This window comes from Chryseobacterium sp. OSA05B, from assembly GCF_019970065.1.
GTDB lineage: Bacteria > Bacteroidota > Bacteroidia > Flavobacteriales > Weeksellaceae > Chryseobacterium.
Genome location: NZ_JAHXYH010000002.1, coordinates 707,966 through 728,454, shown reverse-complemented (window position 1 = coordinate 728,454; position 20,489 = coordinate 707,966). Strand labels below are relative to the sequence as shown.

17 protein-coding genes are annotated in these 20,489 nt (G+C 39.2%); 10 read left to right on the top strand and 7 right to left on the bottom strand.

The features are described from left to right. Positions 1 to 29: 29 nt before the first annotated feature. Positions 30 to 1,139, bottom strand: coding sequence for a prolyl-tRNA synthetase (locus LC419_RS10760; RefSeq protein ID WP_223607335.1), 1,110 nt, complete (start codon positions 1,137 to 1,139; stop codon positions 30 to 32). A gap of 144 nt (positions 1,140 to 1,283) precedes the next feature. Between LC419_RS10760 and proS the strand changes: the two genes are divergently transcribed. From proS to LC419_RS10730, 6 genes are all read left to right on the top strand, one after another. Beyond that, on the top strand, positions 1,284 to 2,759 hold the full coding sequence (gene proS / locus LC419_RS10755; RefSeq protein ID WP_223607334.1) for a proline--tRNA ligase: 1,476 nt from the start codon (positions 1,284 to 1,286) through the stop codon (positions 2,757 to 2,759). Positions 2,760 to 2,878: 119 nt separating this feature from the next. Next, positions 2,879 to 4,186 (top strand): OmpA family protein, encoded by a 1,308-nt coding sequence (locus LC419_RS10750; protein WP_223607333.1) that lies wholly within the window; start codon positions 2,879 to 2,881, stop codon positions 4,184 to 4,186. A gap of 113 nt (positions 4,187 to 4,299) precedes the next feature. Beyond that, entirely contained in the window at positions 4,300 to 5,631 is a 1,332-nt protein-coding gene (locus LC419_RS10745; RefSeq protein ID WP_223607332.1) for an Nramp family divalent metal transporter, read from the top strand. Between the two features lie 217 nt (positions 5,632 to 5,848). Beyond that, positions 5,849 to 6,388, top strand: coding sequence for a nucleotide exchange factor GrpE (locus LC419_RS10740; protein WP_223607598.1), 540 nt, complete (start codon positions 5,849 to 5,851; stop codon positions 6,386 to 6,388). A gap of 104 nt (positions 6,389 to 6,492) precedes the next feature. Next, the gene (dnaJ, locus tag LC419_RS10735) at positions 6,493 to 7,614 is read left to right on the top strand and encodes a molecular chaperone DnaJ (protein WP_223607331.1); all 1,122 of its coding nucleotides are present in this window, start codon (positions 6,493 to 6,495) and stop codon (positions 7,612 to 7,614) included. 159 nt (positions 7,615 to 7,773) lie between these two features. Further along, entirely contained in the window at positions 7,774 to 8,784 is a 1,011-nt protein-coding gene (locus LC419_RS10730) for a hypothetical protein (protein WP_223607330.1), read from the top strand. Between the two features lie 70 nt (positions 8,785 to 8,854). On the opposite strand, the gene LC419_RS10725 is transcribed toward LC419_RS10730, so the two are convergent. Next, the gene (locus LC419_RS10725) at positions 8,855 to 9,754 is read right to left on the bottom strand and encodes a DUF808 domain-containing protein (protein ID WP_223607329.1); all 900 of its coding nucleotides are present in this window, start codon (positions 9,752 to 9,754) and stop codon (positions 8,855 to 8,857) included. A gap of 163 nt (positions 9,755 to 9,917) precedes the next feature. Here LC419_RS10725 and LC419_RS10720 point away from each other — a divergent pair, with 163 nt between their 5' ends. After that, positions 9,918 to 11,306 (top strand): serine hydrolase, encoded by a 1,389-nt coding sequence (locus LC419_RS10720; RefSeq protein WP_223607328.1) that lies wholly within the window; start codon positions 9,918 to 9,920, stop codon positions 11,304 to 11,306. Between the two features lie 212 nt (positions 11,307 to 11,518). Further along, a complete protein-coding gene (locus LC419_RS10715; RefSeq protein WP_223607327.1) occupies positions 11,519 to 12,388 on the top strand; it encodes an alpha/beta hydrolase in 870 nt (289 codons plus the stop codon). 41 nt (positions 12,389 to 12,429) lie between these two features. On the opposite strand, the gene LC419_RS10710 is transcribed toward LC419_RS10715, so the two are convergent. The 5 genes from LC419_RS10710 to LC419_RS10690 all read right to left on the bottom strand — a co-directional run bounded on the left by LC419_RS10710 (position 12,430) and on the right by LC419_RS10690 (position 18,485). Beyond that, the gene (locus LC419_RS10710; protein ID WP_223607326.1) at positions 12,430 to 13,125 is read right to left on the bottom strand and encodes a DedA family protein; all 696 of its coding nucleotides are present in this window, start codon (positions 13,123 to 13,125) and stop codon (positions 12,430 to 12,432) included. 87 nt (positions 13,126 to 13,212) lie between these two features. Continuing rightward, positions 13,213 to 14,325, bottom strand: coding sequence for a peptide chain release factor 2 (prfB, locus tag LC419_RS10705; RefSeq protein WP_223607325.1), 1,113 nt, complete (start codon positions 14,323 to 14,325; stop codon positions 13,213 to 13,215). A gap of 190 nt (positions 14,326 to 14,515) precedes the next feature. Further along, entirely contained in the window at positions 14,516 to 15,622 is a 1,107-nt protein-coding gene (locus LC419_RS10700) for an FAD-binding oxidoreductase (protein ID WP_223607324.1), read from the bottom strand. Between the two features lie 189 nt (positions 15,623 to 15,811). Continuing rightward, the gene (locus LC419_RS10695; RefSeq protein WP_223607323.1) at positions 15,812 to 17,176 is read right to left on the bottom strand and encodes an ATP-binding protein; all 1,365 of its coding nucleotides are present in this window, start codon (positions 17,174 to 17,176) and stop codon (positions 15,812 to 15,814) included. Positions 17,177 to 17,489: 313 nt separating this feature from the next. Further along, positions 17,490 to 18,485 carry an alpha/beta hydrolase gene (locus LC419_RS10690; protein ID WP_223607322.1) on the bottom strand — a complete coding sequence of 332 codons (996 nt, stop codon included), beginning with the start codon at positions 18,483 to 18,485 and terminating at the stop codon, positions 17,490 to 17,492. A gap of 193 nt (positions 18,486 to 18,678) precedes the next feature. Between LC419_RS10690 and LC419_RS10685 the strand changes: the two genes are divergently transcribed. Together LC419_RS10685 and LC419_RS10680 are read left to right on the top strand one after the other, a co-directional pair. Next, positions 18,679 to 19,590: an ABC transporter ATP-binding protein gene (locus LC419_RS10685; RefSeq protein WP_223607321.1), complete on the top strand. Its 912-nt coding sequence runs from the start codon at positions 18,679 to 18,681 to the stop codon at positions 19,588 to 19,590. Next, on the top strand, positions 19,583 to 20,428 hold the full coding sequence (locus LC419_RS10680; protein ID WP_223607320.1) for an ABC transporter permease: 846 nt from the start codon (positions 19,583 to 19,585) through the stop codon (positions 20,426 to 20,428). Before LC419_RS10685 ends, LC419_RS10680 begins: the two co-directional genes overlap by 8 nt. Positions 20,429 to 20,489: the final 61 nt, after the last annotated feature.

Sequence of the window (20,489 nt, the reverse complement as noted above, 5' to 3'; positions counted from 1 at the left end):
TATTTTTTTAATAGTTATTAAGTTTGAAATTATCTGCCACCTCTGAAGCCGCCGCCTCCGCCGCCAGATCTGAAGCCACCACCTCCACCGGAAGAGCCACCGCCTCTGAAACCACCACCGGAAGAACCGCCGCTTGATCTGAATCCTCCACTATCATTGGACCTGAATCCTCCGTTGTTATTGTTATAGGTAGGCTGCGTATTATAATTAGGTCTAGGCTGAGAATTTGAATTACGGAATCCTCCGGACTGCTGTTGGTTGTTGTAACCCCCATTCATATTTCCCTGTCTGAATCCTCCGTTATTTGAACTCCCGTTTCTGAAACCGCCACTTGAACTGTTTCTGAAACCACCGTTTGTGCTTCCGTTTCTGAAACCTCCATTAGATGAATTGTTGAAACCACTGCTGTTGCTGTTTCTGAAACCTCCGTTATAAGTATTGTTTCTGTAAATATTATTGGTCAGCCCCGGATTGCTGAATCCTCCGCCGCCACTTCTTCTGTAGATAGGTCTGTAACCATTACCCCAGTAGCCACCGTTCCAGCCCCAATATGGGTTACCGTAACCGCCGCCCCAGAACGGGTCATAATATCCACCCCAATAAGGAGAATATCCATATCCCCAGTAAGGACTACCCCAGCCCATTGAGCCTCCCCAGCCCCAGCCGAAAGATCCGCCCCAGCCCCAGGATAATCCCATACCCCAGCCCCAGCCACGGTTCATACCCCAATACGGGCTATAACCACCATACCATCCCCAGGGAGAACCCCAGGAGTTGTCGTAGTAGTTGGTCTGAGATCCGGCAAACGCACCCCAGTCTGAATCTGTAGCATTCGTATTCCAGTTATTGTCGCTCCATGTATTATATCTGTTGTCCTGTTCTCTGGAATTGGTCTGTGCATTCTGAATCACATTAGAGTCCTGGTAATAATCGTAATTTTCCCCCACTCTGTTTCCGCGATCATTGATGATCACTCCTTCAGGCAGCGTATCTTTATTGGGGTCGTAGTATACCCCGTCGGTCTCTGTATAGCCACCCATTTGGGCGCCACAAGACACAAGCAGCAATCCGCCTGATATTGCTAAAATCCCTTTGGACTTTAACAGACCGAGCAAATTTTTATGTATATTTCTTTTCATGATAACGTAAAAATTTTTAATTTAAATTATATTTGCAATCTGTACCAAAAATGTACCAAAACACTGGTAAATAAATCTATCAAAAATAGATTTTTATTTTTAGATAACAATAATGTACAAAAGTTAAAAAAATTTAAAAAAATAATGGCAAAATTAACCTCAAGAAGCGAAGATTACAGCAAATGGTATAATGAGTTGGTGGTAAAAGCTGACTTAGCTGAAAACTCTGGAGTGCGAGGATGCATGGTGATCAAACCATACGGCTATGCAATCTGGGAAAAAATGCGTGATGAAATGGACAAAAGATTCAAAGAAACAGGTCACGTGAATGCTTATTTCCCGCTTTTTGTGCCCAAAAGCCTGTTTGAGGCAGAGGAGAAAAATGCAGAAGGTTTTGCTAAAGAATGTGCAGTAGTTACCCATTATAGATTAAAAACAGACCCGGATAATCCGCACAAGCTGATTGTGGATCCGGATGCAAAACTGGAGGAGGAGCTTATTGTACGTCCTACTTCCGAAGCTATTATCTGGAATACATACAAAAACTGGATTCAATCTTACAGAGACCTTCCGATATTGATCAACCAGTGGGCGAATGTTGTCCGTTGGGAAATGAGAACCCGTCTGTTCCTGAGAACGGCAGAATTCTTATGGCAGGAAGGCCACACTGCACACGCTACCAAAGACGAAGCGGTGGAGGAAGCTGAAAAAATGAATAACGTTTATGCAGATTTTGCAGAGAGATTCATGGCGATGCCTGTTATAATGGGATTAAAAACGCCATCTGAAAGATTTGCGGGAGCTGACGAAACCTATTGTATCGAAGCCTTAATGCAGGACGGAAAAGCGCTTCAGGCAGGAACTTCTCACTTCTTAGGTCAGAATTTTGCGAAAGCATTCGATGTAAAATTCACCAACAAAGAAGGTAAGATTGAACATGCATGGGCTACATCATGGGGAACTTCCACACGTTTGATGGGAGCATTGATCATGACACATTCCGATGATTTAGGACTGGTACTTCCTCCTACCCTGGCTCCAATCCAAGTGGTAATTGTTCCGATCTTCAAAGGAGAAGAGCAATTGGCTCAGATCAGTGAAGTTGCATTGGATATTGTGGCTAAATTAAAAGCAAAAGGCATCTCTGTAAAATTTGATGACGATACGCATAACAAACCGGGATGGAAGTTTGCAGAATACGAATTAAAAGGTGTTCCAGTAAGAATTGCAATGGGACCAAGAGATCTTGAAAATAAATCCGTAGAAATCGCGAGAAGAGACAATCTGACTAAAGAAGTGCGCTCTATTGAAGGAGTAGATGTTTATATCGAAGAGTTATTGCAGACCATTCAGAAAGATCTTTACGAAAAAGCACTCAACTTCAGAAAAGATAACATCACAAGAGTGGATACGTATGAAGAATTCAAGAAAGTTCTTGAAGAAAAAGGAGGCTTCATTTACGCACATTGGGATGGAACGGCTGAAGAAGAAGAGCAGATTAAGGATGAAACGAAGGCTACAATCCGATGTATTCCTTTAGATGACGATATCGAAGAAGGTATTTCTATGGTAAGTGGTAAGCCGTCGAAAAGACGTGTATTATTCGCAAAAGCTTACTAAAAAACCTTGCTGATTTTCAAAAACCTGGCGGGAAATTAAATAAATATTCAAAAAAAAGTGACTTTTGGACAGATTTTTGTTTAAATTTATTCAACATTAATCTAAAAAAATAATTTATTATGTCTTTAAATGTCATTGATTTAATTAAAGGACAATTAGGTCCCGCTTTGGTTTCACAAGCAGCTTCACAACTTGGAGAAAGTGAATCCGGTATTTCAAAAGCAATTGGAGGTATGCTTCCTGCAGTTGTTGGAGGATTAGCAAATAATTCCGATAACCCGGGAGTTTTGGATGCAATTACCAATGCCTCGTCGAGCGGAATTTTAGGAAATTTAATGGGTGGTGCTTCCAGCAGCCCTGTTATTTCTACATTGTTGACCTCTATTTTTGGAGACAAAATCAGTGGAATAGTGAATGCTATTGCTACCTATGCAGGAATCAGCAATAATTCTTCCAGTTCACTGCTTAATTTAGTAACAGGAGCTACGGTAGGTTCTATCGGAAAATATGCTGCTGATAACAATTTAGACAAATCAGGTATTTCAAACCTGTTGGGTGAGCAAAAAGGAATTGTTTCTTCACTGCTGCCGGCAGGGCTTTCTCTGGCATCTCTTAATATCGGAGACTGGGCTAAAGGGTATAAGTTTGATAATGATAACGATACCATTAGAACAACGGCCAGCGAAGAGCCTAAAATAGAAGTTACAAGAAGTACTACAGCTGCAGGAACCAATCCTGACAGAAATAATAATGAAGGCGGAGGTTCAATCTGGAAATGGTTGCTTCCGCTTTTACTTTTAATTGCCGCGGCTTATTTCCTTTGGAAGCAGTGCGACAAGAAACAGACTACAACGACAACTACGGTGACTGATTCTTCAGCATCAAAAACAGACTCAGCAGCTACCACAACTCCTGCTGATACTTCTGCAACCACTACAGCACCAGTTGCCAAAACCGATGAAAACATCGATCTAAACGGGGTTATGCTGAAAGGTTATAAAGGAGGTATGGAAGATCAGATGATTACCTTCCTGAAATCAGGAGATTATAAAAATGCAGCTGATGATGCCACATTAAAAGATAAGTGGTATGATTTTGACCATGTTAACTTCAAACTGGGAAGCTCTACTGAACTGGAAGCAGGTTCTCAGGGACAGCTTGACAACCTGGTTGCTATTTTAAAAGCATTCCCGGATGCCAAAATCAAAATCGGAGGATATACTGATAAGACAGGAAATGAGGCAAGCAATGTGAAATTGTCTAAATCAAGAGCTGAATTTATCAAAGGTGCCTTAGCGAAAGCCGGCGTTGGAGCTCAGGTTCTGGAAGCAGAAGGCTACGGAAGCAAATATGCTAAAGTAGATGCTAAAGCTTCTGATGCAGAAAGAGCTGCAGACAGAAAAATGGCTGTAAGATTTGCAAAATAGATCTTTAGAATCTTTAAAAATAGGATCCCGGAAATTAGTTTTCGGGATTTTTTTGTCACCGACTTTCGTATTTACATTTATTTAAGTAAATTTGTTAGTCATTTCTAACATTTATGAATTTCAATTTAAATAACGCCTGGCGTAAAGATAAAACTTCCCATTCCCTGCCTGAGGTATATTCCTCCATAAAAGTTCCCAGAAAAGGTTCTTTCTGGAGAAAGTATCTTGCATTTGCAGGTCCGGGACTGATGATTGCCGTAGGATATATGGATCCGGGAAACTGGGCTACCGATATTGCGGGAGGAGCTCAATTCGGATATACCCTGCTTTCGGTGATTCTTATTTCAAATATTTTCGCCATGGTTTTGCAGCACCTGTCCGTAAAATTGGGTGTTGTTGCAGAAAGGGATCTCGCGCAGGCTTGCCGTGACCACTTCAGCCCTACCACCAATTTTATCCTGTGGGTTTTCTGTGAAATAGCCATCGCCGCGTGTGATCTCGCAGAGGTGATAGGTTCAGCTATTGCCTTAAATCTCTTATTTCATATTCCACTAACCTGGGGAATTGTGATCACAACTGTAGATGTTCTGATTATTCTTTTGCTTCAGGCCAAAGGTTTCCGATGGATAGAAAGTATTGTAGGCGGACTTATTTTTATCATTCTGGCGTGTTTTATCTATGAAATTGTGATTTCACAGCCTGCTTTTAATGAAATACTTGGAGGACTTGTTCCCCAGAAAGAGATCATCCAAAACCCGGCAATGCTCTATATCGCTATCGGGATTTTGGGAGCCACTGTAATGCCCCACAACTTATACCTGCACAGCAGTATTGTCCAGACCAGAGATTATCCGCGCGATAAGGAAGGAAAAAAGGAAGCGATCAAGTTCGCCACTTTAGACAGTACGGTTTCCCTGATGCTGGCTTTCTTCATCAATGCAGCCATTCTTATTCTTGCCGCCGCCACGTTCCATACTACAGGAAATAAGCATGTAGCGGATATTCATGACGCCTACAAAATGCTGACTCCTATTCTGGGAGCTTCTATGGCAAGTATTGCTTTTGCAATTGCCTTGCTGGCATCAGGACAAAATTCAACGCTTACCGGCACACTTGCAGGACAGATCGTTATGGAAGGATTTTTAAATATTCGTTTGAAACCATGGTTAAGAAGGTTAATCACAAGGCTGATTGCTGTCATTCCGGCTTTAATAGTTGCGATCATCTATGGAGAGCAGGGAACTACAGACTTACTGGTTTTAAGCCAGGTGATCCTATCCATGCAGCTGAGTTTTGCGGTAGTTCCTTTGGTGATGTTCACCAATGATAAAGCCAAAATGGGAGAATTCGTGAATAAACCTATTTTAAAAGTTAGTGTCTGGATTATTTCCGTGGTTATTATTGTACTGAATTTATACCTATTGTACCAGACATTCGCAGGGTAGAAAAGTGAATGGAGAATCGTCAATAGTGAATTGTGAATTTTCATCCTCCACAATTCACTATTGACTTGTGACGTAAAATTGACATTTCACAATCTTCTCTGGCTTTCCCAGCAAAATTGACCATTCACAGCCAATTCCTCATTCCCTTTTCTGCCTTAATGTCCATATTTTCTATTTGGCAGGTTCTTTGTCAAACAACTATTTAAATAAATATTGAATTATGGAAAATCAGGATATTAACGAAGAAAGCATCAATAATCAGGAAGAGAACAACGTTCAGAACGAAGTGGCAGCTGAGGAAAATGTGACAGTAAAACCTTCTCCAGAGGAACTTTTGGCAGAAGAAAAAGACCGTTACATCAGGTTGTACGCTGAATTCGAAAATTATAAAAAAAGAACGGCAAAAGAGAAGATGGAATTCTTCCAGTATGCCAATCAGGATATGATGATTTCAATGCTGGGTATTCTTGATGACTTCGAAAGAGCTTTAAAAGAAATTGCTAAAAACGGAAATTCAGCTGACCTTCAGGGTGTAGAACTGATCTATCAGAAATTTAAGAACAGACTTACTGAAAAAGGCTTAAAAGCGATGGAAGTAAGAGCAGGTGATACCTTCAATGTAGACTTCCACGAGGCGATTACACAGATTCCTGCACCATCGGAAGATCTAAAAGGCAAAATCGTAGATGTTATTGAAACAGGATATACTTTAAGTGATAAAGTGATCCGTTTTGCAAAAGTAGTAACAGGAAACTAATAGTAAATAAATGATAAATGGTGATAGATAATTGATTGACAGCGGGTTTTAAACCATAAGCAATAGGCGTCAATTATCATTTATCAATAATCAATTATAAGAATATGTCAAAAAGAGATTATTACGAAGTTCTTGAGATCAGTAAATCTGCATCGGCCGAAGAGATAAAGAAATCATACCGAAAAATGGCGATCAAATTTCACCCGGATAAAAATCCCGGTGATAAAGAGGCTGAGGAAAAATTTAAAGAAGCTGCAGAAGCGTATGAAGTACTGAGCGACGACCAGAAACGTGCAAGATACGACCAGTTCGGTCATGCCGGAATGGGCGGAAATGGTGGCTTTGGAGGCGGTGGCTTCGGCGGCGGAATGAACATGGAAGATATTTTCAGCCAGTTTGGAGATATTTTCGGAGGCGGAGGCTTCGGTGGTTTTGGCGGTGGTGGCGGAGGACGCCAGCAGGTGAAAGGTTCTAATTTAAGAATCAGAATCAAGCTGAACCTTGAGGAAATGGTGAACGGAACGCAGAAAACCATCAAAGTAAAAAAAATGAAGATGGCGGAAGGTGCCACTTCAAAAGTTTGTCCTACCTGTAACGGTTCCGGTGTTCAGTTAAAGGTTATGAATACGATGTTCGGACAAATGCAGACGCAGACTACCTGTGGAACCTGTCAGGGAATCGGGAAAGTAGCCGATAAAATTCCAGCAGGAGCCAATGCACAGGGACTGATCAAAGATGAAGAGGAAATCTCTATCAATATTCCGGCGGGTGCGAGAGACGGCATTCAGCTTAACGTAAGAGGAAAAGGAAATGATGCGCCATTCGGAGGAATTCCGGGTGATTTATTGGTGATCATTGAAGAGGAAGTAGATAAAACAATCAAGAGAGAAGGTGACAATCTTCACCAGGAATTATATATTTCATTTGCAGAAGCCGCTTTAGGAACTAAGAAAGAAGTGTCTACAGTAGGTGGTAAGGTGAAAATTACCATTGATCCGGGGACACAGTCCGGGAAGATCCTCAGACTGGCAGGAAAGGGCCTTCCTAGCATCGACAGCTATGGAAAAGGTGATATGTTCATCCATATCAATGTATGGACACCCCAAAAACTGACAAAGGATCAGAAAGATTTCTTTGAAAAGCAGATGTCAAGCGGAGAAATGGTTGCAGAACCTTCCGGAAAAGAAAAAACTTTCTTTGATAAAGTGAAAGATTTATTCAACTAAGATATATTATAAGGCCTCATGGCAGTTATTGTCGGAAGATTTTTCTTCCGACTTTTTTGTTTTTATGGGGTTGATTTTATCTTCATCAATAACCGGAATTATGGACTCTGTCTTTATAGTAATATTTTGTATATTGGCTTATCACACAATCCAACACTTATGAAGAAAATATACTTTTTTCTGGTACTTCTTATTTTCCAGGTCAAAGCATTTGGACAGAACACTCCGAATGAAGAGTTTCACAAGACAGTGACCGATTGGTTTTCCGCATGGATATTGGTTTATCAGAATATTTATAAAATTGATACCATAACGCCTGTAGAATTTGTATTCTTTGATGAAAACTATGTGTATTCAACGTCTACAGTTACTATAAATAAAGGGGAAACTATTAATGGACCCAGCCTTTTAAATTTAAAACTAAACTGGAAAAAGGCCCTTCACCATGGCAAAATTACTCTACCCGACAAAAATTCTATTCCGGTAGGCATTACTTCTTATGCTTCCGAGATTCCCGGTACAGCACATCATTCTTTTTTCGTCATGCCTCTTCCCAGTTTCTGGAAAAAAGCAGGTGTAGAAAGCAAGGAACTCGGATTGGACAATTTAATCACCGGGGTATTCCTTCATGAATTTTCCCATTCGCAACAAATGCTGAATTTTGGAATAAAAATTACCCAATATGAAAAGGAGCATGATTTCGGGGTTAATACCAATGATGATATGCTTCAGAATATTTTCAGTCAAAATAAAGAATATGTTGATCTGTTTAATGCTGAAGTAAGTAGCTTCTATAATAGTATTTCTGATAAAGAACTTCATCAGGAAGAGCTATTAAAAGGCTTGAATCTAATGAATAAAAGGCAAAAAAAATATTTAAAAGGGAAATATAAGACCCTCGCTGCAATGGACGATCTGTTTCTTACTATGGAAGGTCTAGGACAATATTCAATGTATTTATGGCTGATTCACCCTCAAGGAGGTAAAACAGATCAAGAAACAGCCATAAAGGGAATCAGAAGAAATGGAAGATGGTGGTCACAGGAAGAAGGTCTGGCACTTTTTTTAATCCTTGAGCGGCAAAAAGTATCAGAATTCTGGGTAAAAGATATGTTTGGAACAAAGTCGGTAACCATCATTGAATTAATCCAGGCAAATCTCAAAAAATAATATAAAAAAGCCTGCATTCATATTTGAGTACAGGCTTTTTTGAATATTTAAATTTAATTCTTTTATTTTTTTATTTCTTCTTGACCAGAGAAACAGCCCCTTTTCCTATTGTAAAAAGTGCTACTGCAAATAAGCCTCCTATAAGTCCCAAGATAATTTCTTTAAAAATAGTAAGCAGCTCATTAGAAGACCAGGAAGGTAAAACATGGTGAAGAAATTCTATTCTGTGTGCAAAAATACCGCCGGCTACCATAATCAAAGCAATGGTACCTATCACTCCCAAAGCTTTAATCACAACCGGTAAAGCATTCACCAAAAAGTGTCCAAGCTTTCCAAAGAAGCCTTTGTCATTACTCTTCTTGATCAATTTGAATCCTGCATCATCCATTCTTACGATCAAAGCAACAATTCCGTATACGCCCACCGTAGCTATAAAAGCAACCAGACTCGTTACCAAAATCTGGGTAATGAAAGGATGACTCTCTTCCAAAACGGTTCCCAAAGCAATGATCACAATCTCAACAGATAAAATAAAATCTGTGGTGATGGCCGATTTTACCTTTGCTTTTTCTATTTCTTCAGCACTCTTTTCGTCTTCTACAATTTCTTCTACCACTTCGTGACCTTTTTTATCCCGGTGAAAAAGAAATTCTATAATTTTTTCAACACCTTCAAATGCCAGATATAATCCGCCCAAAATCAGCACATAGTTGATGGCAGGAGCATAGAGCCAGTTGAGAAGGAACACCACAGGAAGAATAATCAGTTTATTGATAAAGGAGCCTTTTGTAATGGCCCACAGAACCGGAATTTCCCGTGAAGAGAGGAAACCCGTAGCTTTCTCTGCATTCACAGCCAGGTCATCGCCCAGAATACCTGCTGTTCTCTGTGTGGCTATTTTACTTGTAACAGCTACATCATCCATCAGCGCCGCGATATCATCTAAAATTGCAAAAAAACCAGATGCCATATTATTTTAATGTTTTTTTAATATATGTTAAGTTGGGCAAAAATAATTATTAAAATCTATTTTTATTTGTTTCTGGATATTAATTTTAAATATTTTCTGCGGACGGACCGTTGATGTAAGCAAAAGTCTGCTTACTTTTAACCGTTTTTTAAAACCAGATACCATGCACCATCAATCTTATATTTTCGTTTTAGGATGTATGATTTTTATGTTCAGTACAATCAGCTCTCCTTTAAAAGCTCAGGCCAAGCCTAATGTCAGCGATATTAACCAGAAACAAAAGAAGGAAATAGACAGTATTATACAAGCGTTTGCAGCTATCAATAAATTCAACGGAACGGCTTTGGTGCATTATCAGGATAAAACAGTTTTTGAAAAGTCTTATGGCTGGCAAAATGCAGAGAAAAAGATACCCAATCAGGACAAAAGTATATATCAGATCGCTTCTTTGACCAAATCTTTCACGGCCTTAACCATTGTAAAGCTCAGCGAAAAAGGAAAACTCTCTGTGAAAGACCCGGTTTCTAAACTTATTCCGGATTATCCGAGGGGGAATGAAATTACCATTGAGCATCTTCTCAACCACACCTCAGGAATTTACGAAGCCTTGCGAAATAAGGAATATTTCCGTCTGCTTCATACCGGAGAAGCTATCAGCAAAACAAAAGAAATCTCTTTTTTTAAAGATGAACCTTTGGATTTTGAACCCGGTACTCAATTTTCGTATACCAATTCCGGATATATATTACTGGGTGTAATCATTGAAAAAGTGACGGGACTTTCTTATGAAGACGCTGTAAGAAAAATAATCTTAAATCCTCTGAAAATGACCCATACCGGTTTTGATTATCTTGCTTTGAAAAGCCAGTACAAAACAATTCCCTATTCCTACATTTCAAAAACGAAGCAGGACAAAACAGAAATATGGAATCCCACATTAACCGGCCCTGCAGGGCAGATTTACAGTACCGCTGAAGATCTTTACAAGTATTATAAAGGCTTAAGAGATTATACCATTGTTTCCAAAAAGTCATTTAAAAAAGCGACCACCCCTTATCTGAGTGGCTACGCTTACGGTTGGTTCATTGATGATCTTTATGGAAAAAAGCTGATCAATCACGGTGGAAATATAGAGGGTTCCACAAGTTATTTTGCGATGCTTCCCGATGAGGATCTCTGCATTATACTGCTCAACAATATCACGAGTAAAAAACTGGAGAAAGCCGGAAATACGATTTTAGCAGCTCTATTAGGACAGCCTTACACGCTTCCGCTGCCTAAGAAAGAAGTCACTTTGAATGCTGATGTCCTTAAAAAATATGTGGGTAATTATGCACTTTCAGATGATAACATTATTCATATTCTGAACGAAAACGGTCAGCTTTTTATTCAGAACAATAATGATCCCAAGGTAAGAATGCTGGCTGAAAAAGATGATGTATTTTTCCTTCAGGATGATGATACGGAAATTTCTTTTATCTTTAAAAAAGGAGAAAAAGATGTTATCATAATCAAAAAAGGACTTTCTTCTAAAACGGCGGAAAAGCTCTAAGATAGAGGTGAATGGTGAATTTTGCTTCGCAAGTCAATGGTGAATTTTAAAAACGAAGATGCCAGACGTCAGATTTCAGACACCAGGTTATTAACTTAGTAACTACGAACTAGCAACCAGCAACTGACAACATTCTCCAAACCCGAATCCCGTACCCCGAAACTCTAACACCCTTTCACTCTCAAACCGTAATTTTTCCTTAAATTTAAGTAATGAAAAAGCTCATTATCAGATACCATTTTTTCATCATAGGATGCCTCAGCTTCCTGCTGCAGTCCTGTAATACAAAATTCAGGGTCTGGGTAGGTACCGGTGGCCAGCAGAAAATTTACAACCTAAAATACGGCGAGCACAAAAGACAGAAAATGGATGTTTTCCTTCCGCTGGATTATGCCAAAGATGCTCCTGTAGTCCTTATCGTACATGGTGGGGCCTGGACTCTTGGAAAGAAAGAGCATATGATCAAAATTCAGAAAATGCTTTTTGAACAGAAGATTCCAAGTATTAATATGAACTACAGGCTTGTTTCAAAGCAGAAGAACATCACTTATAAACAACAGCTGGAAGATATTGGATATACTATTGAAAAGTTTAATTCTCTGGCCGAAAAAGCAGAATTGAAACCAAACAATTATATCCTTCTCGGGGAAAGCGCCGGCGGACATCTTGCTCTACTCTATGGCTACCGACATCCGGAACAGATCAAAAAGATTATTTCCCTGAGCGGGCCGACAGATTTTTACAGCCCGGAATATCTTAATTCATTCTATTCAAAATATACTTCTCCTACTTTTCAGAAAGTAGTGGGAGAGAAATTTGACCGGAAAAATATATCTGAAGCCTTTAAGGAAGCCAGTCCGATTGCGAATATATCCAATGTTCCTACCCTGCTTTTTCAGGGAAATAATGATTTCCTGGTTAACCAACACCAGGGATTGTCTATGGATTCTGCCCTCACGAAGCAGAACGTTCCCCATAAGCTAATCTTTATGAAAAGAACAGGCCATGTTCCAAGGTTTTTCAGCAGGATAAAAAGGGACAGAATCATTTACCCCAACATACTGGAATGGATAAAAAAATAACCTGCCGGAAAGCAGGTTATTGATATGATTGTTTGATTTTCTTAATCTAAATCTTTGTTTTCGTATTTCGAATGGTCTTCTTTTTTACCAAATACAAACTTGAAGATCACCGGAAGCGTTGTTACCAGAACGATGATAATAATGATCAGCTCCAGTTTCTCTTTTAAATTGATCCCGAACTGCTCCTGGAATAATTTGTCAAGATAATGCCCTGCAAAAATCAAAATGAATGACCAAAGGACAGCTCCGATTACATTATCTCTTAAGAATTCTTTCTTGTCCATCTTTACAATACCTGCAACAATTGGAGTAAAGGTTCTCACCACCGGTAAAAATCTCGCCATAATGATGGCCAGCGCACCGTGTTTTTCAAAAAAGTCATGCGCCTGATAAAGGTATTTTTTCTTAAAAAGCATGGTATCTTGCTTCTTATACAGAGCCGGACCAGTTTTCACTCCAAAATAATATCCTACCTCATTTCCGATAATGGCAGCAAGTGCCACACATGAAGCGAGAATAGTAGTATCTAAGAAATCGCTCCCTGTAGAGCCAAAAGTCTCTTTGATGATTTCAACGGCATAAATTCCCGACACGAACAGTAATGAATCACCAGGCAGGAAAAATCCCACGAAAAGACCTGTTTCAGCAAAAACAATAAATAAAATAAGCCAGAACCCACCCATTTTAATGTAAAACTCGGGGTTCAGTAAATCTCTCCAGCTATTGAAATCTTCCATATATAACGATTAACAACAAAAGTAAGCGTAAAATGTCTTAAACAAAAATTAATTATAAGTTTTTAACTAAAATAGGGACATGATATTTTACAAGTCCAGGTCATCGTCTGAAACAGCCGTCCCATCGGCCATCAGAAAGGCTTTCAGGAATGGAGTGATATTTCCGTTCATCACAGAATCCACATCTGAAGTTTCATGAGCAGAACGAACATCTTTTACCAATTTATATGGATGCATCACGTAGTTTCTGATCTGGCTTCCCCACTCTATTTTCATCTTGTTGGCCTCGATCTCTGTTCTGGCTTTCATACGCGCTTCGAGCTCCATTTCATAAAGTCTGGAACGAAGGAGTTGCATGGCTTTTTCCTTGTTCTGAAGCTGGGAACGGGATTCGGAGTTTTCAATGATAATTCCGGTTGGTGCGTGACGAAGACGTACAGCTGTTTCTACTTTGTTAACGTTCTGGCCTCCAGCTCCGGAAGATCTCATCGTTTCAAATGAAATATCAGCCGGATTAATGTTAATCTCAATAGTATCATCCACCAAAGGATAAACATATACCGAAACGAAGCTGGTATGACGTTTTGCATTACTGTCAAAAGGTGAAATCCTTACCAGTCTGTGTACACCGTTCTCTCCTTTCAGATATCCGAAGGCATACTCCCCGTCAATTTCAAGGGTAACGGTTTTCACACCGGCTACATCTCCTTCCTGATAGTTAAGCTCACGGATTTTATACCCCTGCTTTTCAGCCCACATCGTGTACATTCTCATCAGCATTGATGCCCAGTCACAACTTTCCGTACCTCCTGCTCCCGCAGTGATCTGAAGAACTGCAGAAAGCTCATCCCCTTCATTGGAAAGCATATTTTTGAACTCAAGGTCTTCTATTTTTTCGACAAGCTTGGGAAATGTTTCATCCAGCTCTTTTTCGGAGTCCGGATCTTCTTTGGCAAATTCAGCCAATACCTGCAGGTCTTCGAACTGGGTACTGATCTCCTCATAGTCTTCCACCCATCTCTTTTTGGAACGAAGCTGCTTCAGAAAAACTTCTGCTTCCTTGGGAGCATCCCAAAATTCAGGAGCGGCGGTTTTTTCATCATCATTTGCTATTTCTATCTTCTTTTTTTCGATCTGAAGGTATTTATATAGGTCTGTAATTCTAGACTGAACTTCTTTTATCTGGTCGTTGTTGATCACGAAATTTTTATTTTATACAAAAATACGGAATTTTTCGGGTTTGAGAGTAAGAGCCTTTGAGAGTCTGAGAGTTTGAGTGCAGGAGAGTTTTAGAGTTTGATAGCCATCAAATAATCATCTTAATCTCAGTCTAAACCTTTTTCTCAGCCTTAGTCTGAAATCTGATGTCTAATATCTGAAATCTATTACCTCAAATCATCTCAGTCACCATCTCCCCTATTTTAGGAGCCAGTGCCACTCCCATTCCGGAGAGCCTTACTGCGCAAAATTGCCGGTTTGAAAGTTGTTTTACAATCGGTGTTTTTTCGGAACCCATGGCCATAATTCCTGACCAGCGAAGAGAGATTTTAACATCTTGATCCGGCAGAATAACTTCTCTTAAAAAGTATTCCAGATGGTTCTGTAAAAATTCCGTGGTTTCAAAACTGGTGGTTTCTTCTGTTTTAAAATCCTGATTCCGGCCACCGCCAAGCAATATTCTGTTTCCGAGATTTCTGAAATAATAAAACCCTTCATCATAGTGGAACGTTCCTCTGAGTTTTAAATCTTCAATAGGTTCCGTTAAAAGGATTTGTCCTCGTGCAGGAATGATTTCTTCTTTTTCAAGAAATTTCGAACTGAAAGCATTCGTACAGTAAATCATCTTCTCAGCCTTTACAGAAAGCGCTTCCGAAAGGTGAATATTTATTTCTTCAGCATGTTCATCAATATTTTTCACTTCTGTTCCGAAAAGAAACTCTACTTTCAACTCATAGCATTTATCCAAAAGTTTTTGCAATAGTTTCCCGGAATGCAGACTCCCTTCACATGGATTTTCTATCAGAAATTCAGATTTTCCGAGACCGAATTCTTCGATCTTCTCCTGCTTCAGAACATAAGTTTTATCAAGACCGGTTATTTGCTTTAGCTTCTCATTAACCACATCAAGCTGCTGTAAAGGTTCATCATTATTTAAAATTTCATAGCCACCGTTCAGCTCAAAATCAATTTCACTGTTTTTAAAATATCTTCTGATCTTCTGAAGGCCTTCAAATCTCATCTTTACGAGTTCCAGTGTCTTCTCCCAGCCCATTTTCTCAGAATCAGCAATGACTTCCGTAAGGCTTCCAAAACAGGCAAATCCGGCATTGCGGGTTGAAGCTCCCAGTGGAACCGTATTTCTTTCAATAATTAAAACCGATTTTTCAGGATATTTTTCCTTAATAGATAGCGCTGTCCAAAGCCCGGAAAATCCAGACCCGATAATAACGATATCTCTTTTTCTGTAAAAGGTTTCAAGTTCCCAAATGCTGTTCATGAGTAATTTTTGTTTTTAGATGCCAGATTTCAGATCAAGATTGAGACAAGGTTTAGACTGAGATTAAGATTATTATTTGAATGCTATACTCTCAAACCCCGAATCCCGAAAACTCGCACCCCAAACCTCTTACCAACTCCAAGACTCTTATACTCTAAAACCCTCCCACACTCAAACTATCAACCCACATTACCCCTGTGCTCCACCATTTCCCTCTTCCCCATTATGATGAAACCCAATCTCTCTTCTCGGTTCTTCCACTACTTTATAGGTTTCCAGTTCTTTTTTCAGGGCCTGGATTCTGAACCTGAATTCATCGAAATTATTGATAATGGCATCTCCCAGAAATCTCGCTACCTGATCCAGATATTCTTCTGTAAGTTTTCCACCCGCATCTCTTAGAGCAGCATTCAAAAGAACCTGATCAATCTTGAGGTTTTCATTTTTTGTTCTCTGGTACTGATTTTTAAGACGTTTTTTAAGACTTTGGGTGAAATCGATCAGCATGGTATTGCTAAATGCTTTCATTTTAGCCGAAATCTCATGCCAGAACGGAACTTTATCCGCTTTGTTCTTTTTAAGGATTTTATAGAGAAGTGAATCTTCTTCAAGCCCTCTGGTCATCGCATATAAAATGATTTCCGACCGTTCTGCGGCATTGGGCGGAAATACAGGAATCATCACATCAAATCTTCCCGGAGCAAGAATTTCTTCATCGATTTCCGAAACAGAATTGGCGGAACCGACCATAAGGAGTTCTTCTTTTTCAAATTTTCCGATATAGTGCAGAATCAGTTCCTGGGTTTCAAGATTACAGGAAGCCAGATCTGTTTCTGCTTTTCGTTCCATCATAATTTCGTCAAAATCATCAAGGAAAAGAAGTACTTTTTCTTCTTTCATCATCGTAACCAGAAAATCAGTAAAGTTGGTTGGGTTCCCATCAATAAAAGAGGTTCCCAGATAATGTTTTTTAACTTCCTTGAACTTGTATCCGATAATTTCAGCAATTTTGGTTGCCCAGAAAATCTTTCCGCTTCCCGGGGGCCCGTAAAGAATAATCCCCGCCGGTTTATGAATTCCCCAGTCTTTGATCTGCTGAGGATTCAGGAATGGTTCCAAAACTGCCGATATATAGAAAAATAAATCTCTGTACCCGATAAAATCCCGATGCATCAGACTGGTTTTATGTCCAAAATAATCGTAGACAAACTGATAGTTGCCACCGAGTTTATTATCAATGCCGTAACTTGAGATGGATGAACGGAAAAAACCGTTATCAAAAATATTGGGATTGGTTTCTTTGATCGCTTCTTCTACTTTTTCCTTCGGCTGGTTGATTACCTCAGCGATCTGTTCCAAGGTTTTATTTTTGTCCAGATCTTTTTCATAAAGCTTTAAAAAATCCAGATTTTCGCGGGCAAACTTCTCGAAATCTTTCTTCACTTCAAAGTTGGTACTGATGCAGACTCCCAGCTCCAGATCAAAATCCTGGATAAACTGTTTGATGGCTTCTGCAGAAACATTCAGCTCCTTCGCTAATTCAATTAACTTCATAAACAAACGATTAATTCTATCAAATTTAATATTTAAATTTTGAACATCTATTGAAAATATGGTAAAATTGATGATCCGGGATATGGTTTTGAGGGTGAGAGAGTTCCAGAGTCTTAGCGTAAATTGGGTCTGGATAATGTTGTCTGTTGCTGGTTACTTGATTCGGTTGCTAGTTTGTAGTTATTGAGTTAACAATCTGCTGTATGAAATCTGACGTCTGACATCTTGGTTTTTAAATTCACCATTCACTTGCGAAGCAAAATTGACCTTTCACATTTATTAATCTAAACCTTTGCCTTAGCCTGAAATTTCGCTATTCGGTTGTGACTTTTTTAACCATTTCATTCACAACTTCTTCTATGATCTTCGGTTGATCCTGATTGATGTAATGGCCGCTTGTTGGGACTACAATTTGTTTGCTGTCGGTAGATAAATTCAGCAAATCTTTCTGCATTTTATCCCATGCGCCAAGCATTTCGTTTTTTAATTTCTGCTCTTTAATAAAAGTATCGTATCTGGTCTTATCGCCTGCCGTGATCACGTACAACGGAATCGAGCCAAAAGAATTAATAGCTGCGGCTTCTTTTTTTATGGATTTCATGTGATCCTGCTCTTCCAGGGTTGCATCGGCACTTTTGTAAAGCAGTGCAGGCATCAATGAATTTTGGTATTTATACTGTTCTCCTAACGGAAACATATTTTTAAACATCAGTCTGGCTGCTCCAAAGGTATTTGCGAACTTCAAAAATCCTCCTGGAAGACCCTGATTCACCATTTTATACATTTCAGGGGAAAGAAATTTCTCATCAGCCGGATACTGACTATCTACCAATATTACGCCTGCCACATCCTGTGGATATTTTTGAACGAAAAACCTCGTCAGCATTCCTCCAAAAGAATGTCCGACCAGAATATAGGGTTTCGGTGCATTGGACTTCTCTAACAATGCATGGAGTTCTTCAGCTATTTTCTCACCTGTTTTGGGATTCATTCCCCGCTCACTCCACAAAATTCCGGATCTGTCGTAGGAAAAAGTGGTGTAAGTTTTTGGAAGATCTTTCTGGATATGATACCATTGCAGATGGCCTGCAGGATCAAAAGCGGTTTCAAAAACAACCGTCGGACCGCCTGTTCCTTCCTTCAGATAATGCATTTTATGATTTTCCACTTCTGCAAACTCACCGTCCGGTTTGATTTTTTCAGCCCTTGCACGGGATATCTTTTCAAAAGCAAATCCTGTAATCAAGAGTAAAATAATGACTAAAAGAAGCGCCATAAGAATACGCTTCGTCCATTTAATAATTTTCATAGTTATATTTTTTGATGTGATGATTCTTCAATAGGTCTGTATTAAATAAAAATAGTTACATCCATAAAACAATGATATTGTGAATCTTGTTACATCGAATCTGATGACCTCGAATAAAAATATCTGTTAAAAAAACTCAGATGCTGTAACATTCTGTTAATTACATAGACTACTACTATGTAAAACAAATTACATGGAAAAAATTTTGTCAGTAAAGAATTTGACTAAAAAATTCAAGAGAACGGTTGTCAATAATATCTCCTTTGATGTAGAAAGAGGAAATGTCTATGGCTTGCTGGGACCTAACGGAAGCGGAAAATCTACTACATTTGGGATGCTTCTCTCTACCATCAATCCTACCAGCGGCGACTGGTACTGGTTTGGGAAGAAAGGAACTGAGCCTGATACACTGAAAAAAATAGGTGCCATCATTGAACAGCCTAATTTTTACCCTTATCTGGATGCCGAAACGAATCTTAAAATCGTAGCTGAGATCAAAGAAACCCCCTACAGCAGAATTGCAGAAGTTCTGAAAACGGTGGGTCTTTTTGAAAGAAAAAATGATGCATTCAAAACCTATTCTCTGGGGATGAAACAGCGTCTTGCCATCGCTTCAGCCATGCTGAACAATCCTGAGGTGATGATTCTGGACGAGCCAACGAATGGTTTGGATCCGGAAGGAATAATCCAGATTCGTGATATCATAAGTAATATCGCTAAACAGGGCATTACTATTATCATTGCCAGCCACCTTCTGGACGAAATTGAAAAAATATGCAGCCATGTGATCGTATTGAAGGAAGGAAATTCCATCTATTGCGGAAGAGTGGATGAAATGACTGCGAATAACGGATATTTTGAATTAAAGGCAGATAACAATACTTTGCTGTTAAGCGCTTTGGAAGAACTTCAGTGGTTCACTGCTGTGAAAGCTGACGGTGAGATCATCAAAGCTCAGATCCGGGAAGATGCTTCCATATCTGCTTCGGCTTTAAATCAAAAGCTTGCTGAAAAGGGAATTTTTCTGTCTCATCTGACGAAGAAAAAACTGTCTCTAGAATCTCAATTCCTTGAACTTGTAAAAAACACGAATACCCATGCTTAAACTATTAAAACTAGAATATTATAAAAATCTGAACTACAGACCGTTCAAGGTTTTCACCATCATGTATTTTGCCATTCTGATCGCTCTTCTTTTCATCGGACTGGTAGATCTGAATATTTTCGGAGGTACTGTCAACTTAAAGGAACAGGGAATCTACAATTTCCCGGAGATCTGGAACTTTACAACATGGATTGTCGCTTTGCTGAAGATCTTCCTTGGACTGATCATTGTATTTTCTATTTCGCAGGAATTCACCAACCGGATGTTCAAACAAAACACGATTGACGGCCTTAGCAGAAAAGAATTCATAGGATCAAAGCTTCTAACGATCACAATCTTCACAACAGTTTCCACACTGATTGTGTTTATCCTCGCCATGTTTTTGGGACACCAGTATTCTAAAGTAACTGATGATTCAAAAATATATGCAGAGGTTTATTTTATCGGGAACTATTTTGTGAAGCTGTTTACATTCTTCTCGTTTCTGATGTTCCTTTCCGTATTACTGAGAAAATCGATGTTTGTATTTCTTGGTTTCTTTACATACTGGGTGGTAGAAAAGATTTTAGCAGGTCTGGAAGCTTACCAGAAACTAACAGGAATGCAAAGTGAACAGAGAAAAGCCGTATTGGAAAACGACTTTTTCATTACCAGTCTTTTACCGTTAGAAAGTATGTCTAATCTTATTCCTAATCCACTAATGCGACTGAATATGCTGAAAGTTATGGGGGTAAAATATGAAGCTCATTATCCCACAGAAAGTATGATTGTGTGTATCATCTGGTCTGTGATCTTTATTTTCGGGTCTTACTGGATCTTGAGAAAAAGGGATTGGTAAAAATCTAATATTTAAAGATTTAAAAATTTAAAGATTTAAAGATTTAAACATTGAATGATTG